Source organism: Marinifilum breve (assembly GCF_003202155.1).
Classification (GTDB): Bacteria; Bacteroidota; Bacteroidia; order Bacteroidales; family Marinifilaceae; genus Marinifilum; species Marinifilum breve.
In genome coordinates, this window is the sequence record NZ_QFLI01000009.1 from 213,183 (window position 1) to 229,915 (window position 16,733).

At 34.5% G+C, this 16,733-nt stretch carries 14 protein-coding genes; 3 read left to right on the plus strand and 11 right to left on the minus strand.

Translation table 11 applies throughout. The features are described 5' to 3' along the window. The first annotated feature begins 98 nt into the window (after positions 1-98). From lpxD to lpxA, 3 genes are all read left to right on the plus strand, one after another. Positions 99-1,139 carry a UDP-3-O-(3-hydroxymyristoyl)glucosamine N-acyltransferase gene (lpxD, locus tag DF185_RS18105; protein ID WP_110362257.1) on the plus strand — a complete coding sequence of 347 codons (1,041 nt, stop codon included), beginning with the start codon at positions 99-101 and terminating at the stop codon, positions 1,137-1,139. Positions 1,140-1,180: 41 nt separating this feature from the next. Continuing rightward, positions 1,181-2,572, plus strand: a complete 1,392-nt coding sequence (locus DF185_RS18110; RefSeq protein WP_110362259.1) for a bifunctional UDP-3-O-[3-hydroxymyristoyl] N-acetylglucosamine deacetylase/3-hydroxyacyl-ACP dehydratase — start codon at positions 1,181-1,183, stop codon at positions 2,570-2,572. 67 nt (positions 2,573-2,639) lie between these two features. Next, a complete protein-coding gene (gene lpxA, locus DF185_RS18115) occupies positions 2,640-3,422 on the plus strand; it encodes an acyl-ACP--UDP-N-acetylglucosamine O-acyltransferase (RefSeq protein ID WP_110362261.1) in 783 nt (260 codons plus the stop codon). A 185-nt stretch (positions 3,423-3,607) separates the two neighbouring features. Here the strand turns inward: lpxA and thiL are convergent, their stop codons facing one another. The 11 genes from thiL to DF185_RS18170 all read right to left on the minus strand — a co-directional run bounded on the left by thiL (position 3,608) and on the right by DF185_RS18170 (position 16,707). Then, a complete protein-coding gene (thiL, locus tag DF185_RS18120; protein ID WP_110362263.1) occupies positions 3,608-4,651 on the minus strand; it encodes a thiamine-phosphate kinase in 1,044 nt (347 codons plus the stop codon). Positions 4,652-4,766: 115 nt separating this feature from the next. Then, on the minus strand, positions 4,767-5,306 hold the full coding sequence (locus tag DF185_RS18125) for a TlpA family protein disulfide reductase (RefSeq protein ID WP_110362265.1): 540 nt from the start codon (positions 5,304-5,306) through the stop codon (positions 4,767-4,769). 12 nt (positions 5,307-5,318) lie between these two features. Then, a complete protein-coding gene (locus DF185_RS18130) occupies positions 5,319-6,098 on the minus strand; it encodes a hypothetical protein (protein ID WP_110362267.1) in 780 nt (259 codons plus the stop codon). Between the two features lie 4 nt (positions 6,099-6,102). Next, on the minus strand, positions 6,103-7,527 hold the full coding sequence (locus tag DF185_RS18135) for a carboxypeptidase-like regulatory domain-containing protein (RefSeq protein ID WP_110362269.1): 1,425 nt from the start codon (positions 7,525-7,527) through the stop codon (positions 6,103-6,105). A gap of 10 nt (positions 7,528-7,537) precedes the next feature. Further along, the gene (locus DF185_RS18140) at positions 7,538-8,926 is read right to left on the minus strand and encodes a carboxypeptidase-like regulatory domain-containing protein (RefSeq protein WP_110362271.1); all 1,389 of its coding nucleotides are present in this window, start codon (positions 8,924-8,926) and stop codon (positions 7,538-7,540) included. Between the two features lie 46 nt (positions 8,927-8,972). Continuing rightward, on the minus strand, positions 8,973-10,364 hold the full coding sequence (locus DF185_RS18145; RefSeq protein ID WP_110362273.1) for a carboxypeptidase-like regulatory domain-containing protein: 1,392 nt from the start codon (positions 10,362-10,364) through the stop codon (positions 8,973-8,975). A gap of 953 nt (positions 10,365-11,317) precedes the next feature. Further along, entirely contained in the window at positions 11,318-11,797 is a 480-nt protein-coding gene (locus DF185_RS18150) for a hypothetical protein (protein WP_110362275.1), read from the minus strand. A 115-nt stretch (positions 11,798-11,912) separates the two neighbouring features. Next, entirely contained in the window at positions 11,913-12,122 is a 210-nt protein-coding gene (locus DF185_RS18155; protein WP_110362277.1) for an HTH domain-containing protein, read from the minus strand. Between the two features lie 248 nt (positions 12,123-12,370). After that, positions 12,371-14,182, minus strand: coding sequence for a hypothetical protein (locus DF185_RS18160; RefSeq protein ID WP_110362279.1), 1,812 nt, complete (start codon positions 14,180-14,182; stop codon positions 12,371-12,373). 155 nt (positions 14,183-14,337) lie between these two features. After that, positions 14,338-14,535 carry an HTH domain-containing protein gene (locus DF185_RS18165; protein WP_165836067.1) on the minus strand — a complete coding sequence of 66 codons (198 nt, stop codon included), beginning with the start codon at positions 14,533-14,535 and terminating at the stop codon, positions 14,338-14,340. 264 nt (positions 14,536-14,799) lie between these two features. Beyond that, positions 14,800-16,707, minus strand: coding sequence for a T9SS type A sorting domain-containing protein (locus DF185_RS18170; protein WP_110362283.1), 1,908 nt, complete (start codon positions 16,705-16,707; stop codon positions 14,800-14,802). Between the last annotated feature and the right edge of the window lie 26 nt (positions 16,708-16,733).

Sequence of the window (16,733 nt, forward strand, 5' to 3'; positions counted from 1 at the left end):
TTCGTATTAATCAGATATATTGGACGATGTGTGCTCAATAAAAAACGAGTATTCTTATTAATGAAAAGAGCTTGTTATCTGATATAAAACCAGAACAAATGAATTTTACAGCGCAAGATATTGCAGAGTTTCTACAAGGTGAAGTTGATGGTGACGGATCAGTTGCCGTAAACAATGTATCTCGTATTGAGGAAGGCAAACCGGGAACTCTTTCTTTTTTGGCAAATCCAAAGTACGAACATCATATTTATACAACAAACTCTTCTATTGTTTTAGTAAACAAAGATTTTAAAGCAGCTAAAGAAGTGAAAGCTACTTTAATTCGCGTAGAAGATGCTTACCAGGCTTTGGCCCAGTTGTTGGAAATGTATGAGCAGAGCAAACCGCAAAAAGTGGGCATCGAAGAACCTTCTTTTGTAAGTAAATCTGCTACCATTGGAGATAAAATTTATGTTGGTGCATTTGCATACATTGGTAGCAATGTAAAAATTGGTGATAACGTAAAAATATATCCGCACACATATATAGGCGATAATGTGATTATTGGCGACAATACTATTCTTAACTCAGGAGTTAAGGTGTATGAAAACTGCAAAATTGGTAAAGATTGTATCGTTCATTCAGGTTCGGTTATTGGAGCCGATGGTTTCGGTTTTGCGCCATCGTCAGCGAATGATTACAAAAAAGTTCCACAAGTAGGAAATGTGATTTTAGAAGACCATGTTGAGATTGGTGCTAACACCTGTGTTGACCGTGCAACTATGGGATCAACCATTATCCGTAAAGGAGTGAAGTTGGATAACCTGATTCAGGTTGCTCATAATGTTGAGATTGGTGAAAATACTGTAATTGCATCGCAAACAGGTATTGCCGGAAGTTCTAAGGTTGGCGAACATTGTATGTTTGGAGGTCAGGTTGGAATTGCTGGTCACTTGTCGATTGCAGACGAAGTGAAGATTGCTGCACAATCGGGTATTGGACGAAATATCAAGAAAAAAGGAGAGGTTCTTCAGGGATCGCCTGCTTTTGAATTTGGACCATATCAAAAATCATATGTGCTGTTTAAAAATCTGCCTAAGATGAGAGAGCAGATTATGGATCTAGAGAAGCAAGTAAAGAAGCTGGAAGAGGAAAAATAGGAGATTCCATTTTCCGGAAACAGAAAAAATATTGAAAGTTTATGGCTGATAAGCAGAGAACATTAGCGAAAGAATTTACTTTAACAGGAAAAGGACTTCATACTGGATTGGAAGTATCAATCAAGTTTGTACCTGCTCCTGAAAATCATGGATACAAATTTAAGAGAGTTGACCTTGAAGGTGAACCTGTAATTGATGCTAGCGCTGAATACGTAGGGGATACATCAAGAGGAACTGTTCTTGAAAAAGGAGAATGTAAAGTGCAAACCATCGAGCATGCTTTATCGGCATTGTACGGTATGGGTGTTGACAACTGTATGATTGAAATGAATTCTCCTGAGCCTCCAATTTTAGATGGAAGTGCAAAATTCTATGTAGAAGGAATTGAAAGTGTAGGAATTGTAGAGCAGGATGCGAAGCGTGAATACTATGTGGTAAAAGAACCAATTGTATACAAAGATGAAGCTCGTGGTTCAGAACTAACAATTCTTCCTGATAGTGAATACAGTGTAGATACTATGATTTCATTCGACTCGAAAGTGTTGAGTAATCAGTATGCAAGATTGACATCACTGAATGATTATAAAGATGAAATTTCGATGTGTCGTACCTTTGTTTTTGTACGCGAATTGGAATTTCTATTAAATAACAATTTGGTCAAAGGGGGAGATCTTGATAACGCGATTGTTATTATGGACCAAATGATGGAGCAAAAAGAGTTGGATCGTATTGCCGACTTATTTGATCATCAGCATGTAGAGGTAAAAGAAGGAATTTTAAGTAATCTTGAACTTTACTTCCAAAATGAGTGTGCACGACACAAATTATTAGACGTGATTGGTGATCTTGCCTTATGTGGTAAGTTCATTAAAGGAAAAGTAATTGCTTCTTGCCCTGGTCACGGTCCAAATACCCAAATGGCAAAATTATTAATCAAACGAATAAAAAAAGAAATGGGAAAAGATTCAGTTCCGGCTTATGACCCAAACAAACAGCCTGTATTAGACATTAATGGAATTATGGGTTTACTACCTCACCGTCCTCCATTCTTGTTAGTTGATAAAATTATCGACATCCAGGAAGACACAATTGTAGGTGTGAAAAATGTTACAATGAACGAGCCTTTCTTTGTTGGCCACTTTCCAGGAGAGCCTGTAATGCCAGGTGTACTTATGGTTGAGGCTATGGCTCAGTGTGGTGGTATTTTGGTATTAAATCAGGTTGATGATCCTGAAAACTATTCTACTTACTTCCTAACTCAGAACAACATTAAATTCAGAAAGAAAGTTGTTCCTGGAGATACTCTGATTTTTAAATTGCAATTTTTGTCACCAATTCGTAGGGGAGTTGCTAACATGCGCGGTTTAGCTTTTGTTGGCGATACTGTTGTTGCTGAAGGTGAGTTTATGGCTCAAATCGCAAAGAATAAATAAAATTTAACTACTACAAGGCAAACTTCAGGTGTGGTTGAAGTTTGTTTAACACGTAATAAATAAAAAAATGAAGCAACCGTTAGCATATGTACATCCTGAGGCAAAAATCGCTGATAATGTAGTGATTGAGCCATTCGTAACTATCGATAAGGATGTAGTAATTGAAGAGGGTACAAGAATTGGTTCTAACGCAACTATTTTGGAAGGAACCAGAATTGGTAAGAACTGTAATGTTTTTCCAGGAGCAGTAATTGGTGCTGTACCACAGGATTTAAAATTCCGTGGTGAGAAAACTACTGTTGAAATTGGAGATAACACAACAATTCGTGAGTGTGTGACCATTAACCGTGGTACTGCAGCTAAAGGCAAAACCATGGTTGGTAACAACTGTCTTTTGATGGCTTACGTACACATTGCACACGATAGTATTGTTGGTAACAACTGTATCATTGGTAATGCAACTCAGATTGCAGGTGAGGTTGTAATCGACGATTTTGCAATTTTAAGTGGTTTGGTAGCTGTTCACCAGTTTGTACACATTGGTTCTCACGTTATGGTGTCAGGTGGATCTTTGGTTCGTAAGGATATTCCTCCATACGTGAAAGCTGGTCGCGAGCCGGTTTCATACATCGGTGTAAACTCAATTGGTTTGCGTCGTCGTGAGTTTGGTAACGAAAAGATCCGCGAAATTCAGGATGTTTACCGTTACTTGTACCAAAAAGGTATGAACAACTTTACAGCGTTGGAAGCTATCGAAGCTGAAATGCCTGCTTCACCAGAGCGTGATGAAATTATTCTGTTTGTGAAGAACTCTAAGCGTGGTATCATGAGAGGATACTTCCCTGAGTAAACACAAATAGCTAGGATATATAAAAAGTGAGATCTTCATATGAGGATCTCACTTTTTTTTGTTTCGTATTACCTCAACCCCCGGCCCCTTCTCCTCAAGGAGAAGGGGAGGAGTGCAATGATTTTTTTTAATGCTATATTTTGGAGCTGTGTTGCCTTCTCCTTGAGGAGAAGGATAGGATGAGGTTATTCCTGTAACGGATTCCATCCCTGAGCCTGCAATGCAATCTCAGTATTATCACGAGTTACCAAATAAATTCCTTTCGAGGCTTCAGTAATGTGACCAATCACTTTTACATCTTCCATTTTTTCTACATCATCGAATTTTTCCAATGGAACCGTAAATAGTAGCTCGTAATCTTCACCACCATTTAGCGAGAAAGTACTGTAGTTCATATTTAGCTCTTCGGCCATTTTATGAGTTTCGTAATCTACAGGAATTTTTTCCTCATAAACCTGGCAACCTACTTTCGATTCCTCACAAATGTGCATCAATTCCGATGATAAACCATCCGATACATCAATCATAGAAGTAGGAACAATTTGAGCCTCTTTCAATCTTTCGTAGATGTCTTTTCTGGCCTCAGGTTTTAGCTGACGTTCCAAAATGTAATCGTGTCCCGATAAATCAGGCTGCATGTTTGGATTGTTTTCGAAAATGGCTTTTTCGCGCTCCAACAATTGCAAGCCAGCATAGGCAGCACCTAAATTTCCACTTACGCAGATTAGGTCGTTTACTTTGGCACCACTTCGGTAGGCCAATTCATTTTCTTCAGCCTCGCCAAGAGCAGTTACTGAAATGCACAATCCAGTTAAAGAAGATGTAGTGTCACCACCAACTAGGTCGACATTGTAATTTTCGCAGGCCATACGAATGCCATCGTAAATTTCTTCAATGGCTTCAACGGTAAAGCGCTTCGAAATGGCAATGGAAACAGTTACTTGCTTTGGGCAAGCATTCATGGCATACACATCAGAAACATTTACGGCAATACTTTTGTATCCCAAATGTTTTAAAGGAGTGTACATTAAATCGAAATGGATTCCCTCTACCAACAAATCGGTAGTCACAACTGTTTTTTTGTTCTGATAATCCAGTACTGCAGCATCGTCGCCAACACCTACTTTTGTACTGCTATTTTTTATCTCGATGCCCTTTGTCAATTGCTTGATTAAACCAAACTCTCCCAATGTTGAGATATCGGTTCCTTGTGCTTTGTTTTCCTGCATGATATGCTGATTTCTAAATTTAGAATTTGCTTGCAAAGGTAGAAAAAATATTAGACCTGACAGGTTTGTAAATTCAGTCAGGTCTATATGAATTGAAGAGTATTATGGATTTTAATTATTTGAGATTAGCAGCACGCGTATACTTAATTAAAGTACGAGCGGTAACTGCTCCATCGAAATGTTGTACGAATTTTTGATGCTTGTCAAAAATGAAAATACAAGGAAGTGATCTGGAGCCAAAGGCTTCTTCGAATTCATTGTTCTCATATCTCAAAATAGTAAGGTTCAATTTATCCCTTAGCTTGTGTTTGTTCATGAAGATGTTAATGTTATCCATTTCATCTTTGGTTACATACAAGAGTTGGAAATCTTTGTACTCTTCAGAATAATGACTCATGATTTTGGCTTCCTCATGACAATAAGGACAAAAATTACCAAAGTGAACCACCACAATGGGTTTATCTTTTTCTAAATTGAAAGAAGTAAATGAGTTTCCTAAAATGTCCTGAAAATTAAATTTAGGCAAAGAGCTAAGTTCTGTTTTGGCCTCTTGCTTTAATCGTTTTTCTTCTTGATCATTTCGTTTTTTAATAACAATTACGCTTGTAATGCTTAGGATTACAATGATAAAAACTGCTGATAATTTTCTATTCATGGCTTTGATGTTTTAAAAAGAAAGGTCAATTACAGGAAGATATAGATTGATTGCGAAGATAATATTAGCAACAAAAGGCCATATAATTATAGTGAAAAGTATAGGCGCAAGTGTCATTTTTGATATTGCCTTAAAAGTAAACTTTTCTGAGCTCTTAATCATAAATGGAATTAAACCAAGTATTAGTAGTAATTGAATATCAATATTGCTAAAAATGGTGTTATACCAATTGTACTTTTCAGGAGTTGCCAAAAAGGTTTGAATAGATGGATTGATATAATTGTAAAACTGATAGACATTATCTAATTCATATTCGGTTTGTATCAATCCAAACCATATGGATGCCATTATATTTTTTAGGGGAATAATAAAATAGGCGATTAGTGTTGCTTTTAGAATTAGGCCATATTTGATTTGAGAATAGGCAGTTGTTACACGAAAAGTAAGGTAAATAAAGAACGCCATGAGTAGGCAATAGACTATAATGCGAGTAATGCTATCGGTAAAAAAGTATAATGCATCGCTTAAATATTCCGATTTTGCATCTTCATCTTTTACTTCTTCTAATGCAATTTCAGCTAAATCATCTTTAAAATCAGCCATTAAGTCATCATGTTCATTGTAAACTTCAGCTTCTTGTTGTACTTGATTTTTTGTGTTGTATCTCTCATTCATTTGCTTTGTGTCAATGTAGTCATACATGATAAAATCAGAGAAAATGCCAGATAGTAGTAACGCGATAAATAGATATAGATTCTTTATTTTTAGTAGCGAGGATAGTATTTTTTGCATGGCTTTATTTTTTTAAAAGTTCTTGTTCCAGGTTTTTCTTTAGATTTTCTTGCTCCAGGCTAGGAAGCATGGTCGTGTAGTTGTCCCAAAATTCTTTGTGGTAAGGAAGCTTTTCGTAATGATCTCCTTTCCATCTTAGCTGCTTTAGTTGTTGGTTGACGATTTCCGGAGCATTTATGATTTCAGTATTTACCATTTCCTGAATCATATCTGTATCATTACTATTGTAGTCATTTACCTTGTAATAAAGGTGTTGGAGATAGAGTTTGCTATAGTATTCTTTAAATCTCATTTTGATTCTATAGTGGTAAAAGAATTTGCCATTGAACTGACCATAGCGTTTCCCGTGAAGTTTAAACCCGTTGTATTTAGGATTGTTGATGTATCCGTAATCCAAACTTAAAAATGCGTAATCTTTTAATCTGATGTATGCAATCCCAATAGGAATAAATGATTTCTTCTGATATTCTAAACCCGAATAGTTTTTATTAGGCAGAATCTTTACTTTGTAGGTAGCCTCTCCATTGTAAGGGATAATTGTATCCAATTTAAACCTGTGTTTTTTCATGAAGGTTTTGCAAATAAAAGGGCCACCATTTACGAACCATGGGTTTACCTTTTTAGATCCTCTTCTTGCATTTTTTTGAGCAGCCCGAATCATATTAGTTGCAGTAAAGAATTTAGAGAAAGAGGCTTTGCTGTTGTCTAAGTTGTTAATAAGGAGTTCCTTTACACGAGGATCGTTGTGATTGGTGGTGTTTAAGAGCAGGCTATCCTTAGGAACGTCTTTTTTCTTCGCCATGTATTTGTAAACGCCTAGTAATGATTTGAAGTCAATATCTCTATTGTCTAAACTCGATTGTAATTCATCAATATTGAATTTGCAATCTTCAATTTTGTGTGATATTCCCGGATCGTAAATACTAACAGCTGCTTCAATTAATCGATTTATGCTGGTTTTGTTGCCATGAGATTGACGAAAATAATATTTGCCAATATGGGGCTGATCATCTAGCAGCTTCGGCAATTCATTAATGGCATTGGCAAAAATTTGCTTGGCATCTTTTAATATCTCTTGCTTGCCAACAGTGATTTCCATTAGTTGGTAGGAATGCTTGTTCAAACAAAGTTTAGGAATGCCTCCATTCTTCTGAATTTGCAAAAGCGAATCAACAGGAAATGCCTGACTTTTATAACCAATGCATGAAATAACAATTTGTTGTTTTGTATCGCCTGAAGGCAAGGCCAATTCAAAATCACCATTGGTATTGCTAATGGTTCCCAAACTTGTGCCTCTTAAAGCTACACTGGCATAGGCAATGGTTTTTTGTTCTCCGTTGGATATATTTGCTTTTAGTTTGTTTTGACTGAATACTGAAAATGGCGCAAGCAGTAATGCGCAGAATATTTTAATAGCAATTGGTTTCATAGGTTAGCATTTAATTGATTTGATTAATTCGAATACTATCGGTAGCATGCTGATATTGCTCTTTCAGGCTTACCTCACTTTCTAAATCTTTGCGAAGTTTGGCTTCATCTTTGGTCTCCAAAAGTATGGTGTAATTCTCCCAAAATTCAGGATGATACTCGCTATCTTCGTATAGCTTGTCGTTCCATTGTGTAGGCAACATTTGACTTATTTGATCTTTTTGAGTTATGATTTCTGTGAAAAGAAGTTCTCGTTTTATGCGAGGTTGTTTGTCCAAACTTTTCAAGGAGTATGTTCCATCAAGATCATAATATTTATAATAAGAAGGATACAGTTTATTTTTTATGCGATTATATCTTATAGTAAAGTTGTTAGCAAAAGAGGGGATTATTCGTTTGGCAATAGAATCTTTTTCATTCGGGTTAGGAAGCATTGCACATTCTATCTCATATAAAGCATAATCTTTTGTAGAAATATATAGATAACCTAAGTGAATAAAATAATCCCTTTTTAAAGCTTTTGCAGTAGGAAGAATTTTAATTTTATATACAAATTCGTCATTCTGTTCTAAAATTGTATCCAATTTTAATTGGATAGGCTTGTATTTTGATATACTGTTTAAATCAAAACAATAAGAGTAGGATATTTTTGGTAATTTTGCTTGATAGGCCATATTGATCTGAATTAATTTATCCAATGAGTTGGTTTCTTCATCTTGTTCTCTGATTAAATTGGCTATTTCTTCTTCGTTTAGATTGGTGTTTTTTGCTTTTTGTTTGGCTTTCTTGTAGCGCATATGATCCCAATATTTAAAAAGCTGAAGCTCTTTTACGTGATAGCTTCTTTTGTCGTAGGTATTTCTCTTTTCTTTAATGTGTATTTTGAAATTTTGATCTTCAGGATTTGAATGGGTAATCAATGCTGCCTCTATCAATTTCACATATTGATTGTTTAACATGTGGGTTTGTCGCAAAAAACCTTTGTTGATATAAGGCTGATCGGGTTTAAAACCAGGCGCAGCTTTCATACACTCCTTTAAAATTTTCTTAGGATCATTCAATAATTTGCTAGCAGTGACCTTAATCTCTGTTAAGTCATATGTAATAGGAGTGAGCTGAATGTTTTTTCCAACTTTTTTAGGATGTATACTTACGCTTTGATATCCCAAGCTACTAACCAGGACTCTTGTGTTAAGTCCTGTCATGGGAATGTAGAGTTGGAAATCTCCCTCTTGATTGCTTATGGTACCTTTTGTGGTGTTGGCAATGGAGATATTTGCAAACGGAATGGCTTTTCCGCTTTCTTTATCAATTACTTTAGAGTTGATTTGAATTTGTGCTTGCAAACTTGTTGCCATGGCAAGCACAATCATTACTATATTAAGAAATGATCTTACCATATGATGGGTGTTTTTTTGGTTAGGTGAAACTTAGAATGTAGACTGTTTAGTTAACCTGATTAATCCGAATACTATCGGTAGCATGCTGATATTGCTCTTTCAGGCTTACCTCACTTTCTAAATCTTTGCGAAGCTTTGCTTCATCTTTGGTTTCAAGCAGTATGGTGTAATTCTCCCAAAAATCAGGATGATACTCGCTATCTTCATATAGCTTGTCTTTCCATTTTTGTGGTATGTTTTGCTTTACTTCTTTTGCATCATCAATAATTTCGGTGAATAAAAACTCTCTTGAAATGCGTGGGAATTTGGTTTGTTCTATGTGAGTTTTAATGTTGGTCATTCCTGTCATATCGAAACTCTTCGAATTATAGTAGGAAGGATAAAGTTTGTTTTTATAACGTTTATACTTTAAAGTAAAATCGGATTTAATAAGGTTTACAGCGGCCATTTGTCGGGCATTGGCAACTTTTGGGTTTTGAGTCATCGCATATTTAAGCTCATACAAAGCGAAATCTTGGGCTGAAATAAGAAGGTATCCGATTCGAATAAAAGGACTGTTTTTTAATTCCTTAGAAGTAGGAAGTATTTTTATTTTGTAGATCGCTTCACCATCTTTTTCCATAATGGTGTCAAGCTTTAATTGAGTGTCCTTATCGCTGTATATATCATTTAAATTATGCCATAAACCCTTTATTTTAGCTTGATAGGCTGTCTCCAATCGTATTATTTTTCGTACCGAGTTTCTTTTCTCATCAGTATCGCGAATTAGTTTCAACAACTCTTCCTTTTCAGGATTGTAATTCTCAGCTTCTCGTTTGGCTTTATTGTACCTCGTACTTTCCCATTTCTTAAAGAAACCTAACTCTTTGGCATCAATTTCTCTGTTGTCGTAGGTGTTTCTTTTCTCGAGTATGTGCACTTTGCTGGTCTTTTCGTTGGGGGTTGAGTAGGTAAACAGTGCAGCTTCTATCAGCTTCACATACTTTTTGTTGAGCAAGTGGGTTTGTCGCATGAAACCTTTGTTGATGTAGGGCTGATTGGGTCTAAAACCAGGTGCAGCTTTCATGCATTCTTTTAAGATTTTTTTCGGATCATTCAGCAGTTTGCTGGCAGATATTTTCACCTCCGATAGGCCGTAAGAAACTGGTGTTAGTTCAATAATTTTCCCAGCTTTTTTAGGATGAATAGAGGTGGTTTTGTATCCCAAGCTACTGATCAGAATCTTGGTGTTTGTCCCTACTAATGGAATGTAGAGTTGAAAATCTCCCTCCTGATTGCTAATGGTTCCTTTTGTGGTGTTGGCAATGGATATGCCTGCAAAAGGAATAGCTTTCCCACTTTCTTTATCAACAACTTTAGAGTTGACCTGAAATTGAGATTTGGCGGTACTACTTAGTAGTAGCAATAGCATAAATGCAATGTAAATTGGCTTGTTCATTTGGTGAATGCTTTTGTGATTTGATTAACCATATAATAATAATGGTATGAATATATGAAATTTATAATGAACAATGCATGTGAAAAGTGTTAAATAATGAAAAAATAACTATTTTTTTAGTTTATTCTGGTTTGTTGAACTATAATTTTTTAACCTCAATCCCAAAATTTTTGACCTCTATCGTGGTTCGAACCACCACCGTAGTCAAAATTTTTAATCGCAAGTGTGGTTCGAGACACGCTTAGGGTCAAAATTTTTAACAATGGGGCGGGTAGAGACACACTTCGTGTTAAAATTTTTAATCGAAAGGGTGTCTTTTTTAAGCCCAGGTGTGTTTCGAACCACGATATGTCGTGTCTTTTTTAACAAGAATCGTGCTTCTACGCACTATGATAGACCTTTATGGTTTCTTTTAAGCTTAAGTAGGTAGGCATAGTTTCATTGAAATTACCACAGAGACTCCAACGAACAAGGAGAAGCTTCTAATTCAACATCATTCAATAAATACTTTGTGATTCACTGTGTCCCTCTGTGGTTTTTATAAATGAAAATTTTGTGTTAGCTGTCAATAGAGATGAGGTTTGTTGATATTAATAAGAAATAGATTGAATCCTAATGATTATCAACCAATCTTTGTCTTTTCTAGGCTTTAGAAACTTTCATGATTAATATAGGTAAACATCAATAGTAATAAAAGTTGCGGTGCTCTGCACCTCGACAAACATTTTAATACTCAAACTACAAAGATTACGCAGCTCTGCTGCTATTCAGGTGAATATGGATTGATCATTAGCTCGGTGCAGAGCACCATAATATTTGTAGAACATTTAATAAATTATCAAATCTAAAGGTACAGAGTACCGCTATATAGTTTATTAATAATTTGAAGACTTTCAGAAAAAAAAGCAGAACCAAAATTTTGATTCTGCTTATTGTGTTGTATGCAGTGGCTATTATTTTACTTCCTCTTCTTTTTGAGTGCTATGGTTTGGAAAGAATTGTTTCAATTCATCGTACAGTGGCATGGCTTCCTGATCGTGTTCTTTAGCAAAATAGCGAACCGAACGATAAAATGCCATGGCATCATTATAGTTGTCATTATCAAGCAAGATTTTGGTATCATTCAACTTTAATCTGATTTGATCTAGTTTGCGAATCATCCCTTCGATATCTTCCCTTGCATTAAAATCATTTCCAAACTCATCCATGTTTACAAATGCTGGAATGTACTTAGGATTTTCTTCCATGATTACTTTGGCTTTGTTTACCAAAAGCTTATTGGTTTCGTTAATTGCTCCATAAGCCGAACGTTGTTCAGGAGTTAAACCAGGTGCATTTTTATTGGCTAAAGCAAGCAATGTATCCAAATTTGTATTGGTCGCTGTTAATTCTTCTTCAGTAAAAACTACTTGTATAAGGTCGTTGTTTTTCATTTTGGATTATTTTAAAATGGTTTGTCAATTGTATTTTATCAGGTAGGAAATTAAACAAGCCCACTCTCAACTATTGAGAGTGGGCTTGTTTGTATTAATTCTTAATAAGTTATCCTTAATCTTTTTTCTTTTTCAAATAGTAGGAGCCTTTTGCTCTTGAGTAATCTACAGGAATGCCTACGTTTTTTAATAAATTGATAGATCTATATACCGAACTTTTCGAAATGTGTAATTTGTTGGCAAGTTCCTCAGGAGTGCCAGTTCTTTCTTTTTCGATCAACTCCTTCAGATAAATCATTCGTTTTAGAAATTCTTCGTAGTTCATGGCTGTAATGATGTGTTTTGATCTTCTGGTTAACTGTATTAATTAGCTACTCATAAGTTGAACTTCTGTTTTTTTCTAATATGTAGTGAGTGAGGTGTCTATGTGAGTGTCGGTTTAGCTTAATTTTTAATCTTTGAAAACCATTTGTAGTAGGAATATTATTTTTATTTTCAGCTTGTAATTGCTTAAAAATAGTAATCCTATTTGCACTATTCGTGAAATAGGATTACTTAATTCATTTCTTGTTTTTAATAACCAGGATCATCTGGCCCTTCTCCTAAACCACTGTTGATTTGATCCCAGTTTCTAGGGAATGGATTACTAGTATTATATTCTATTACGTTAGCCTTATATGTTTTTTGCAAACGGAAAGTTTCTGATCCATTTTTTGGAATAATTTCGTAATTCACCTTAATGTAAACATTATTTAAAGGTTTTGATACGATAAAATCTTTTTTCCAAGATTGATAATATTTATTGGCTGATTTATCAAAAATTTTAAATGGAAGAGCTATAAGATTAGTGTTCCATATTTCTGTGTTTTTATCTAATCCTACTATCTGTGCATTTCTATATGGGAGTTTTTGTTCGCCCCAGGTAAAAGCAACAGACGTATCATTAAGACCGAAATTAGGATCAGAAGCTAATAGGTCAATGGTAGAGCTCTTTTCAATGTATAGTAATTTGGAAGTGGTACGTACATCAACTTCATTAGCTATGTCTTGATTAACTACTACATTACAATTTATAGTATTGAAAGAATGAGTTACCATATATGAGTTCGGATTATCAGGATCATGATTTAACCTTCCTTTATTTAGTTCAATTGATTCTCTACATCTGACTGATGGAGCAGAACTTAAATGCACAAGACCAATTCTTTTATTAGGCATTTCCAAATCAAAGGCAATTGTGTTTTTTGATGTTATTGTGCCAGAGCCTTTTAAATCTAGTTGTGTGTGTAGTTTAACTTGTTGAATATTTGGTTTTGAACTGCCAAATAAAGAAGAACTTAAGGAAGAGAAAAGTCCAGAAATACCTGAGCTCATAAAACTAGCAACTCCTTTTTTTAATGCACTAACACCATCTTTAACTACTCCTTTGAATAGGTTTTTCACATCAATTCCAGCAGATGAGGAGTCAGCATTATCTTCTAGTGTAGTTCCTACAGCATCTGCATTAGTACCATTTACTTCGAGGTTAACATTTGTTGTTGATGAAGTCTCATCATTCTTGGCAAATAAGTTGCCAATGCTCAATAAACTTCCTGAAGAAGATGAGCTGCCAACAATGCTACCAGTGATATCTCCAGAGATGTTACCGCTAAACTCAAGATTATCGCGCTGGATTGAAGTTATGGCAAATATTAAACCACCAGATTGAATTTTTGGATCATAACAGGATACATCGAAATCGAAACAATACCAATGGTTAGGAGTTAATCCATTATCAATATTATTCACATTGTATGAAAGAGCAGTTCCTAGTGTGCTTATATATTTTTGTTGTTGATTATTGGGATAAGATTCTCCAATAGGAGGTTGATTTAGAACTTTTGAATTGTTACCATTTGCTAATGCTAATATTCCAACCACATCGTTACCTTGTGTATTTAATGAATGATAATAGAAGAATCTGAAAATACCTCTGTATCGATTATATAATCCTACAAATGGAAAGCTTGTTGTTCCTTGATGTGTTGAAGGATTATATTCCTGGATTGTATTGTAAATCACCTCCCAACCATCATTGTATGAAATGTCTTTTTTTATGTTGTATGGTATCTTACTTGCAACATTAGTATCGAACCAATAGTTAAAGTTTGAACTATATACTCCATTAATCATGACTTTCCTCGGAGGGTTTGATAGATCGATATCGTAATTGCCAATAGAAACCGAATTTTTTGTATTGTTAATATTACTCATCTTTATGGATGGTAATATTGTTAGTTCGGTTTTGGCATTTGTATTCTCAGTACTGATGTCATCTGTAATGTTATCATGGCAACTAGTTGTTAGAGCTAGAATAGCCAGAATATAAAAGAAATTTAGTTTCATTTTCTAAAGTTTAGTTAAAAAATAAGAAGTAGAATTTTACCTATATCATTCTAAATGATATGAGGTTGGAGTCGATTTGTTTGCGCAATTGAATGAACTCGATGGTAAATTTATGAAAGCTCGTCGCCATTAATTGGCGACGAACTTATTTAGAATTATTCTGTTATGTATGATTGTTTTGTGCGCGAATAAATAATGGAGAAATTGGTTTCTTTTAAGTTTCTGACTAAACGGAAAAGGCTCCGCTCTGAAATGTTTAATCTTTTAGCTAACTCTTTTGGTGTTCCAGTATTACCTTTTTTTATAATCTCTTTAAGGTATTCTGTTTTTTCTAATAATTCTAAATGTGTCATTTGGTTTTGATTAATTGGCATTTCTGTAATTTGTACTTATTAATTCCATTTTTGTTAAAAAGGAAACCTTGTTTTATAGAAAATATTATAGTTTATTGTTATGACACTTAGCTTGCTTGGTGTTTTTAGTGTGATGGTTTATGTGTGATATTGCATGAAGAGTTAGCGTTTAGATGATGATTCTAGTAAAAAAAGCGAAACTCGTGAATTGAGTTTCGCTATAGGTGTTAACAATTAAACCAATTATGGTTTATATGAACATTATTATTTAGATACCATTAGTTTTTTAGTAGTACTATAGTTGTCTCCTATGATATGAATTATATATAGTCCATTATTAAGGTTTTCTATATTTATTTTGGAAGATCCTTTTATTTTACGGGATATTAGAACTTGTCCACTTGTATTTAATACTCTTATTGTAGTAAGATCGCTATTTGGCATATTTATATTAATGTATTTATTTGCGGGATTAGGATATATTTCTATGTGTTTTTTGTTATGAGTTGATTTTAAGTTTGTTTGATTGTTTAGAAGATTTGCTTGAACCTCATTTACCTCAATTATAGTGGTATTATTTTCATCCATTGAATTACCTTCAGGTTGTAAATTTATCTGATTATTATCGAAAGATATTCCTTTAGGCTCTTGATCGCCTGTTATTGGGCCTCCACCTCCACCTGACGAATTGCCTTCGAAGAAATAATCAGTTGAATAGTAAGATGACCAACCACAGGTGCCTTTTTGTTTTACGGTAAATTGATGATATCCAGGATTTAGTGCTGTATAATAAATTAATTCACCACTATTTGTTTCGGAACTGATATTACTGCTTGCAGGAGGGGTCATGCGCCAAAAATAATCTGTAACTCCAATTGTTGTGTTCGAGGTGCGACCATGAAATTTATAACGTTTCCCGGTTTGAAGTTCATGTCCTGTTATGTAATTACCTGTTTGAGGATCTAGTATGTCTATTCGTGTTGGAGGTTTGGTGCCAATGTAAAAGTTTTTGATGATTGGAGAAATTCGATCCTTATCAGTTTCGTATTCTAATCTAATAACTCTTCTAACTTTAATATAAGTTGATCCTTTGTAAGAGCTGTTTGAAGTAACGGTTACGTTTGAAGAGCCGTTTGATTGTATCGATAATCCAGGTCCAACTATCCATGTGTAAGTTGTATTAGGGATATAAAGGGTAGAAAATGATCTTGTTGAGTTATTGCAAATATCATTAATGCTTCCTGTGATAACTAATTCGGGTTCATCATACAAAGTTCTGGTTGAAATTTCAGAGGAAAACCCACTTTCATTACCTGCAGCATCAAATGCTTTAATTTTGATATTAAATGCAGTGTAGGATGCAAGATCTTTGAATGTATAAGAGTTGGTCGTAACTGTTTTTTCATATTTTCCATTTAAGTATATTTTATACCCCTTTACACAATAGTTATCGGTTGATTTATCCCAACTCAACTTAAAACTATTGGTCGTTTCGTTTAATGCTCTAATGTTTTTAGGTATAGATGGAGCTACGCTTTCTTTTCCTTTATCTAGAATTAAAATTGAATTAATTGATAATGTTCCAGATCCATTGCCGAATTCAGAAGACCTTTTAGATGAGATGCTAAAATGAGAATAATTTTTGCATGGACTAAATTCTGATGTCAAATCAGATTCAAATTTTCCAAAACTTGTACTTTTAACATCTTTATTATAGTAAACTAATTTATGAGAATCAGGATGAAAACCTATTGAGTATTCTACACACAAGGTATCTTTGTTTTTGTTTGGATTATTTGACATGTAAATGGAGTAACCTACATATCCAACATCTTCTTTTCTTCTAACAACTTGTATTTCATATACATGTCCTTTTTTGAAAATGTAAGGGTGACTGATGCCTTCTGATCTTTCAGATTTGTTAAAGTTTCGGGCTATTAATTGAACTAAAGAATAGGTAGAATGTTTACTACTTCTCCCTATGGTTGGAGAGCCATGTGTAGACCTCCAATCTTGATCATTTAGCATGTCTTTGTTTTCTTCAAGGAATGCATTGCATGGAGGTTTGTTGTCATTGTTGTATGAGCTGTTAAATGTAAACTCCTGGCCCTTAATTGTTAGGCTTGGAGTTAATAGGAGAATAACGAATAGAAGAGTAAAAGTTTTTTTCATATACTGAATTTTAATTTATTAAATAG

What these genes read in the sequence shown, in the direction of transcription:
- DF185_RS18145 (WP_110362273.1), bottom strand. Translation starts at nt 10,364, where the DNA reads ATGAACAAGCCAATTTACATTGCATTTATGCTATTGCTACTACTAAGT.
- DF185_RS18160 (WP_110362279.1), bottom strand. Translation starts at nt 14,182, where the DNA reads ATGAAACTAAATTTCTTTTATATTCTGGCTATTCTAGCTCTAACAACT.
- thiL (WP_110362263.1), bottom strand. Translation starts at nt 4,651, where the DNA reads ATGCAGGAAAACAAAGCACAAGGAACCGATATCTCAACATTGGGAGAG.
- DF185_RS18135 (WP_110362269.1), bottom strand. Translation starts at nt 7,527, where the DNA reads ATGAAACCAATTGCTATTAAAATATTCTGCGCATTACTGCTTGCGCCA.
- DF185_RS18110 (WP_110362259.1), top strand. Translation starts at nt 1,181, where the DNA reads ATGGCTGATAAGCAGAGAACATTAGCGAAAGAATTTACTTTAACAGGA.
- DF185_RS18130 (WP_110362267.1), bottom strand. Translation starts at nt 6,098, where the DNA reads ATGCAAAAAATACTATCCTCGCTACTAAAAATAAAGAATCTATATCTA.
- DF185_RS18165 (WP_165836067.1), bottom strand. Translation starts at nt 14,535, where the DNA reads ATGACACATTTAGAATTATTAGAAAAAACAGAATACCTTAAAGAGATT.
- DF185_RS18150 (WP_110362275.1), bottom strand. Translation starts at nt 11,797, where the DNA reads ATGAAAAACAACGACCTTATACAAGTAGTTTTTACTGAAGAAGAATTA.
- DF185_RS18170 (WP_110362283.1), bottom strand. Translation starts at nt 16,707, where the DNA reads ATGAAAAAAACTTTTACTCTTCTATTCGTTATTCTCCTATTAACTCCA.
- DF185_RS18125 (WP_110362265.1), bottom strand. Translation starts at nt 5,306, where the DNA reads ATGAATAGAAAATTATCAGCAGTTTTTATCATTGTAATCCTAAGCATT.
- DF185_RS18140 (WP_110362271.1), bottom strand. Translation starts at nt 8,926, where the DNA reads ATGGTAAGATCATTTCTTAATATAGTAATGATTGTGCTTGCCATGGCA.
- lpxA (WP_110362261.1), top strand. Translation starts at nt 2,640, where the DNA reads ATGAAGCAACCGTTAGCATATGTACATCCTGAGGCAAAAATCGCTGAT.
- lpxD (WP_110362257.1), top strand. Translation starts at nt 99, where the DNA reads ATGAATTTTACAGCGCAAGATATTGCAGAGTTTCTACAAGGTGAAGTT.
- DF185_RS18155 (WP_110362277.1), bottom strand. Translation starts at nt 12,122, where the DNA reads ATGAACTACGAAGAATTTCTAAAACGAATGATTTATCTGAAGGAGTTG.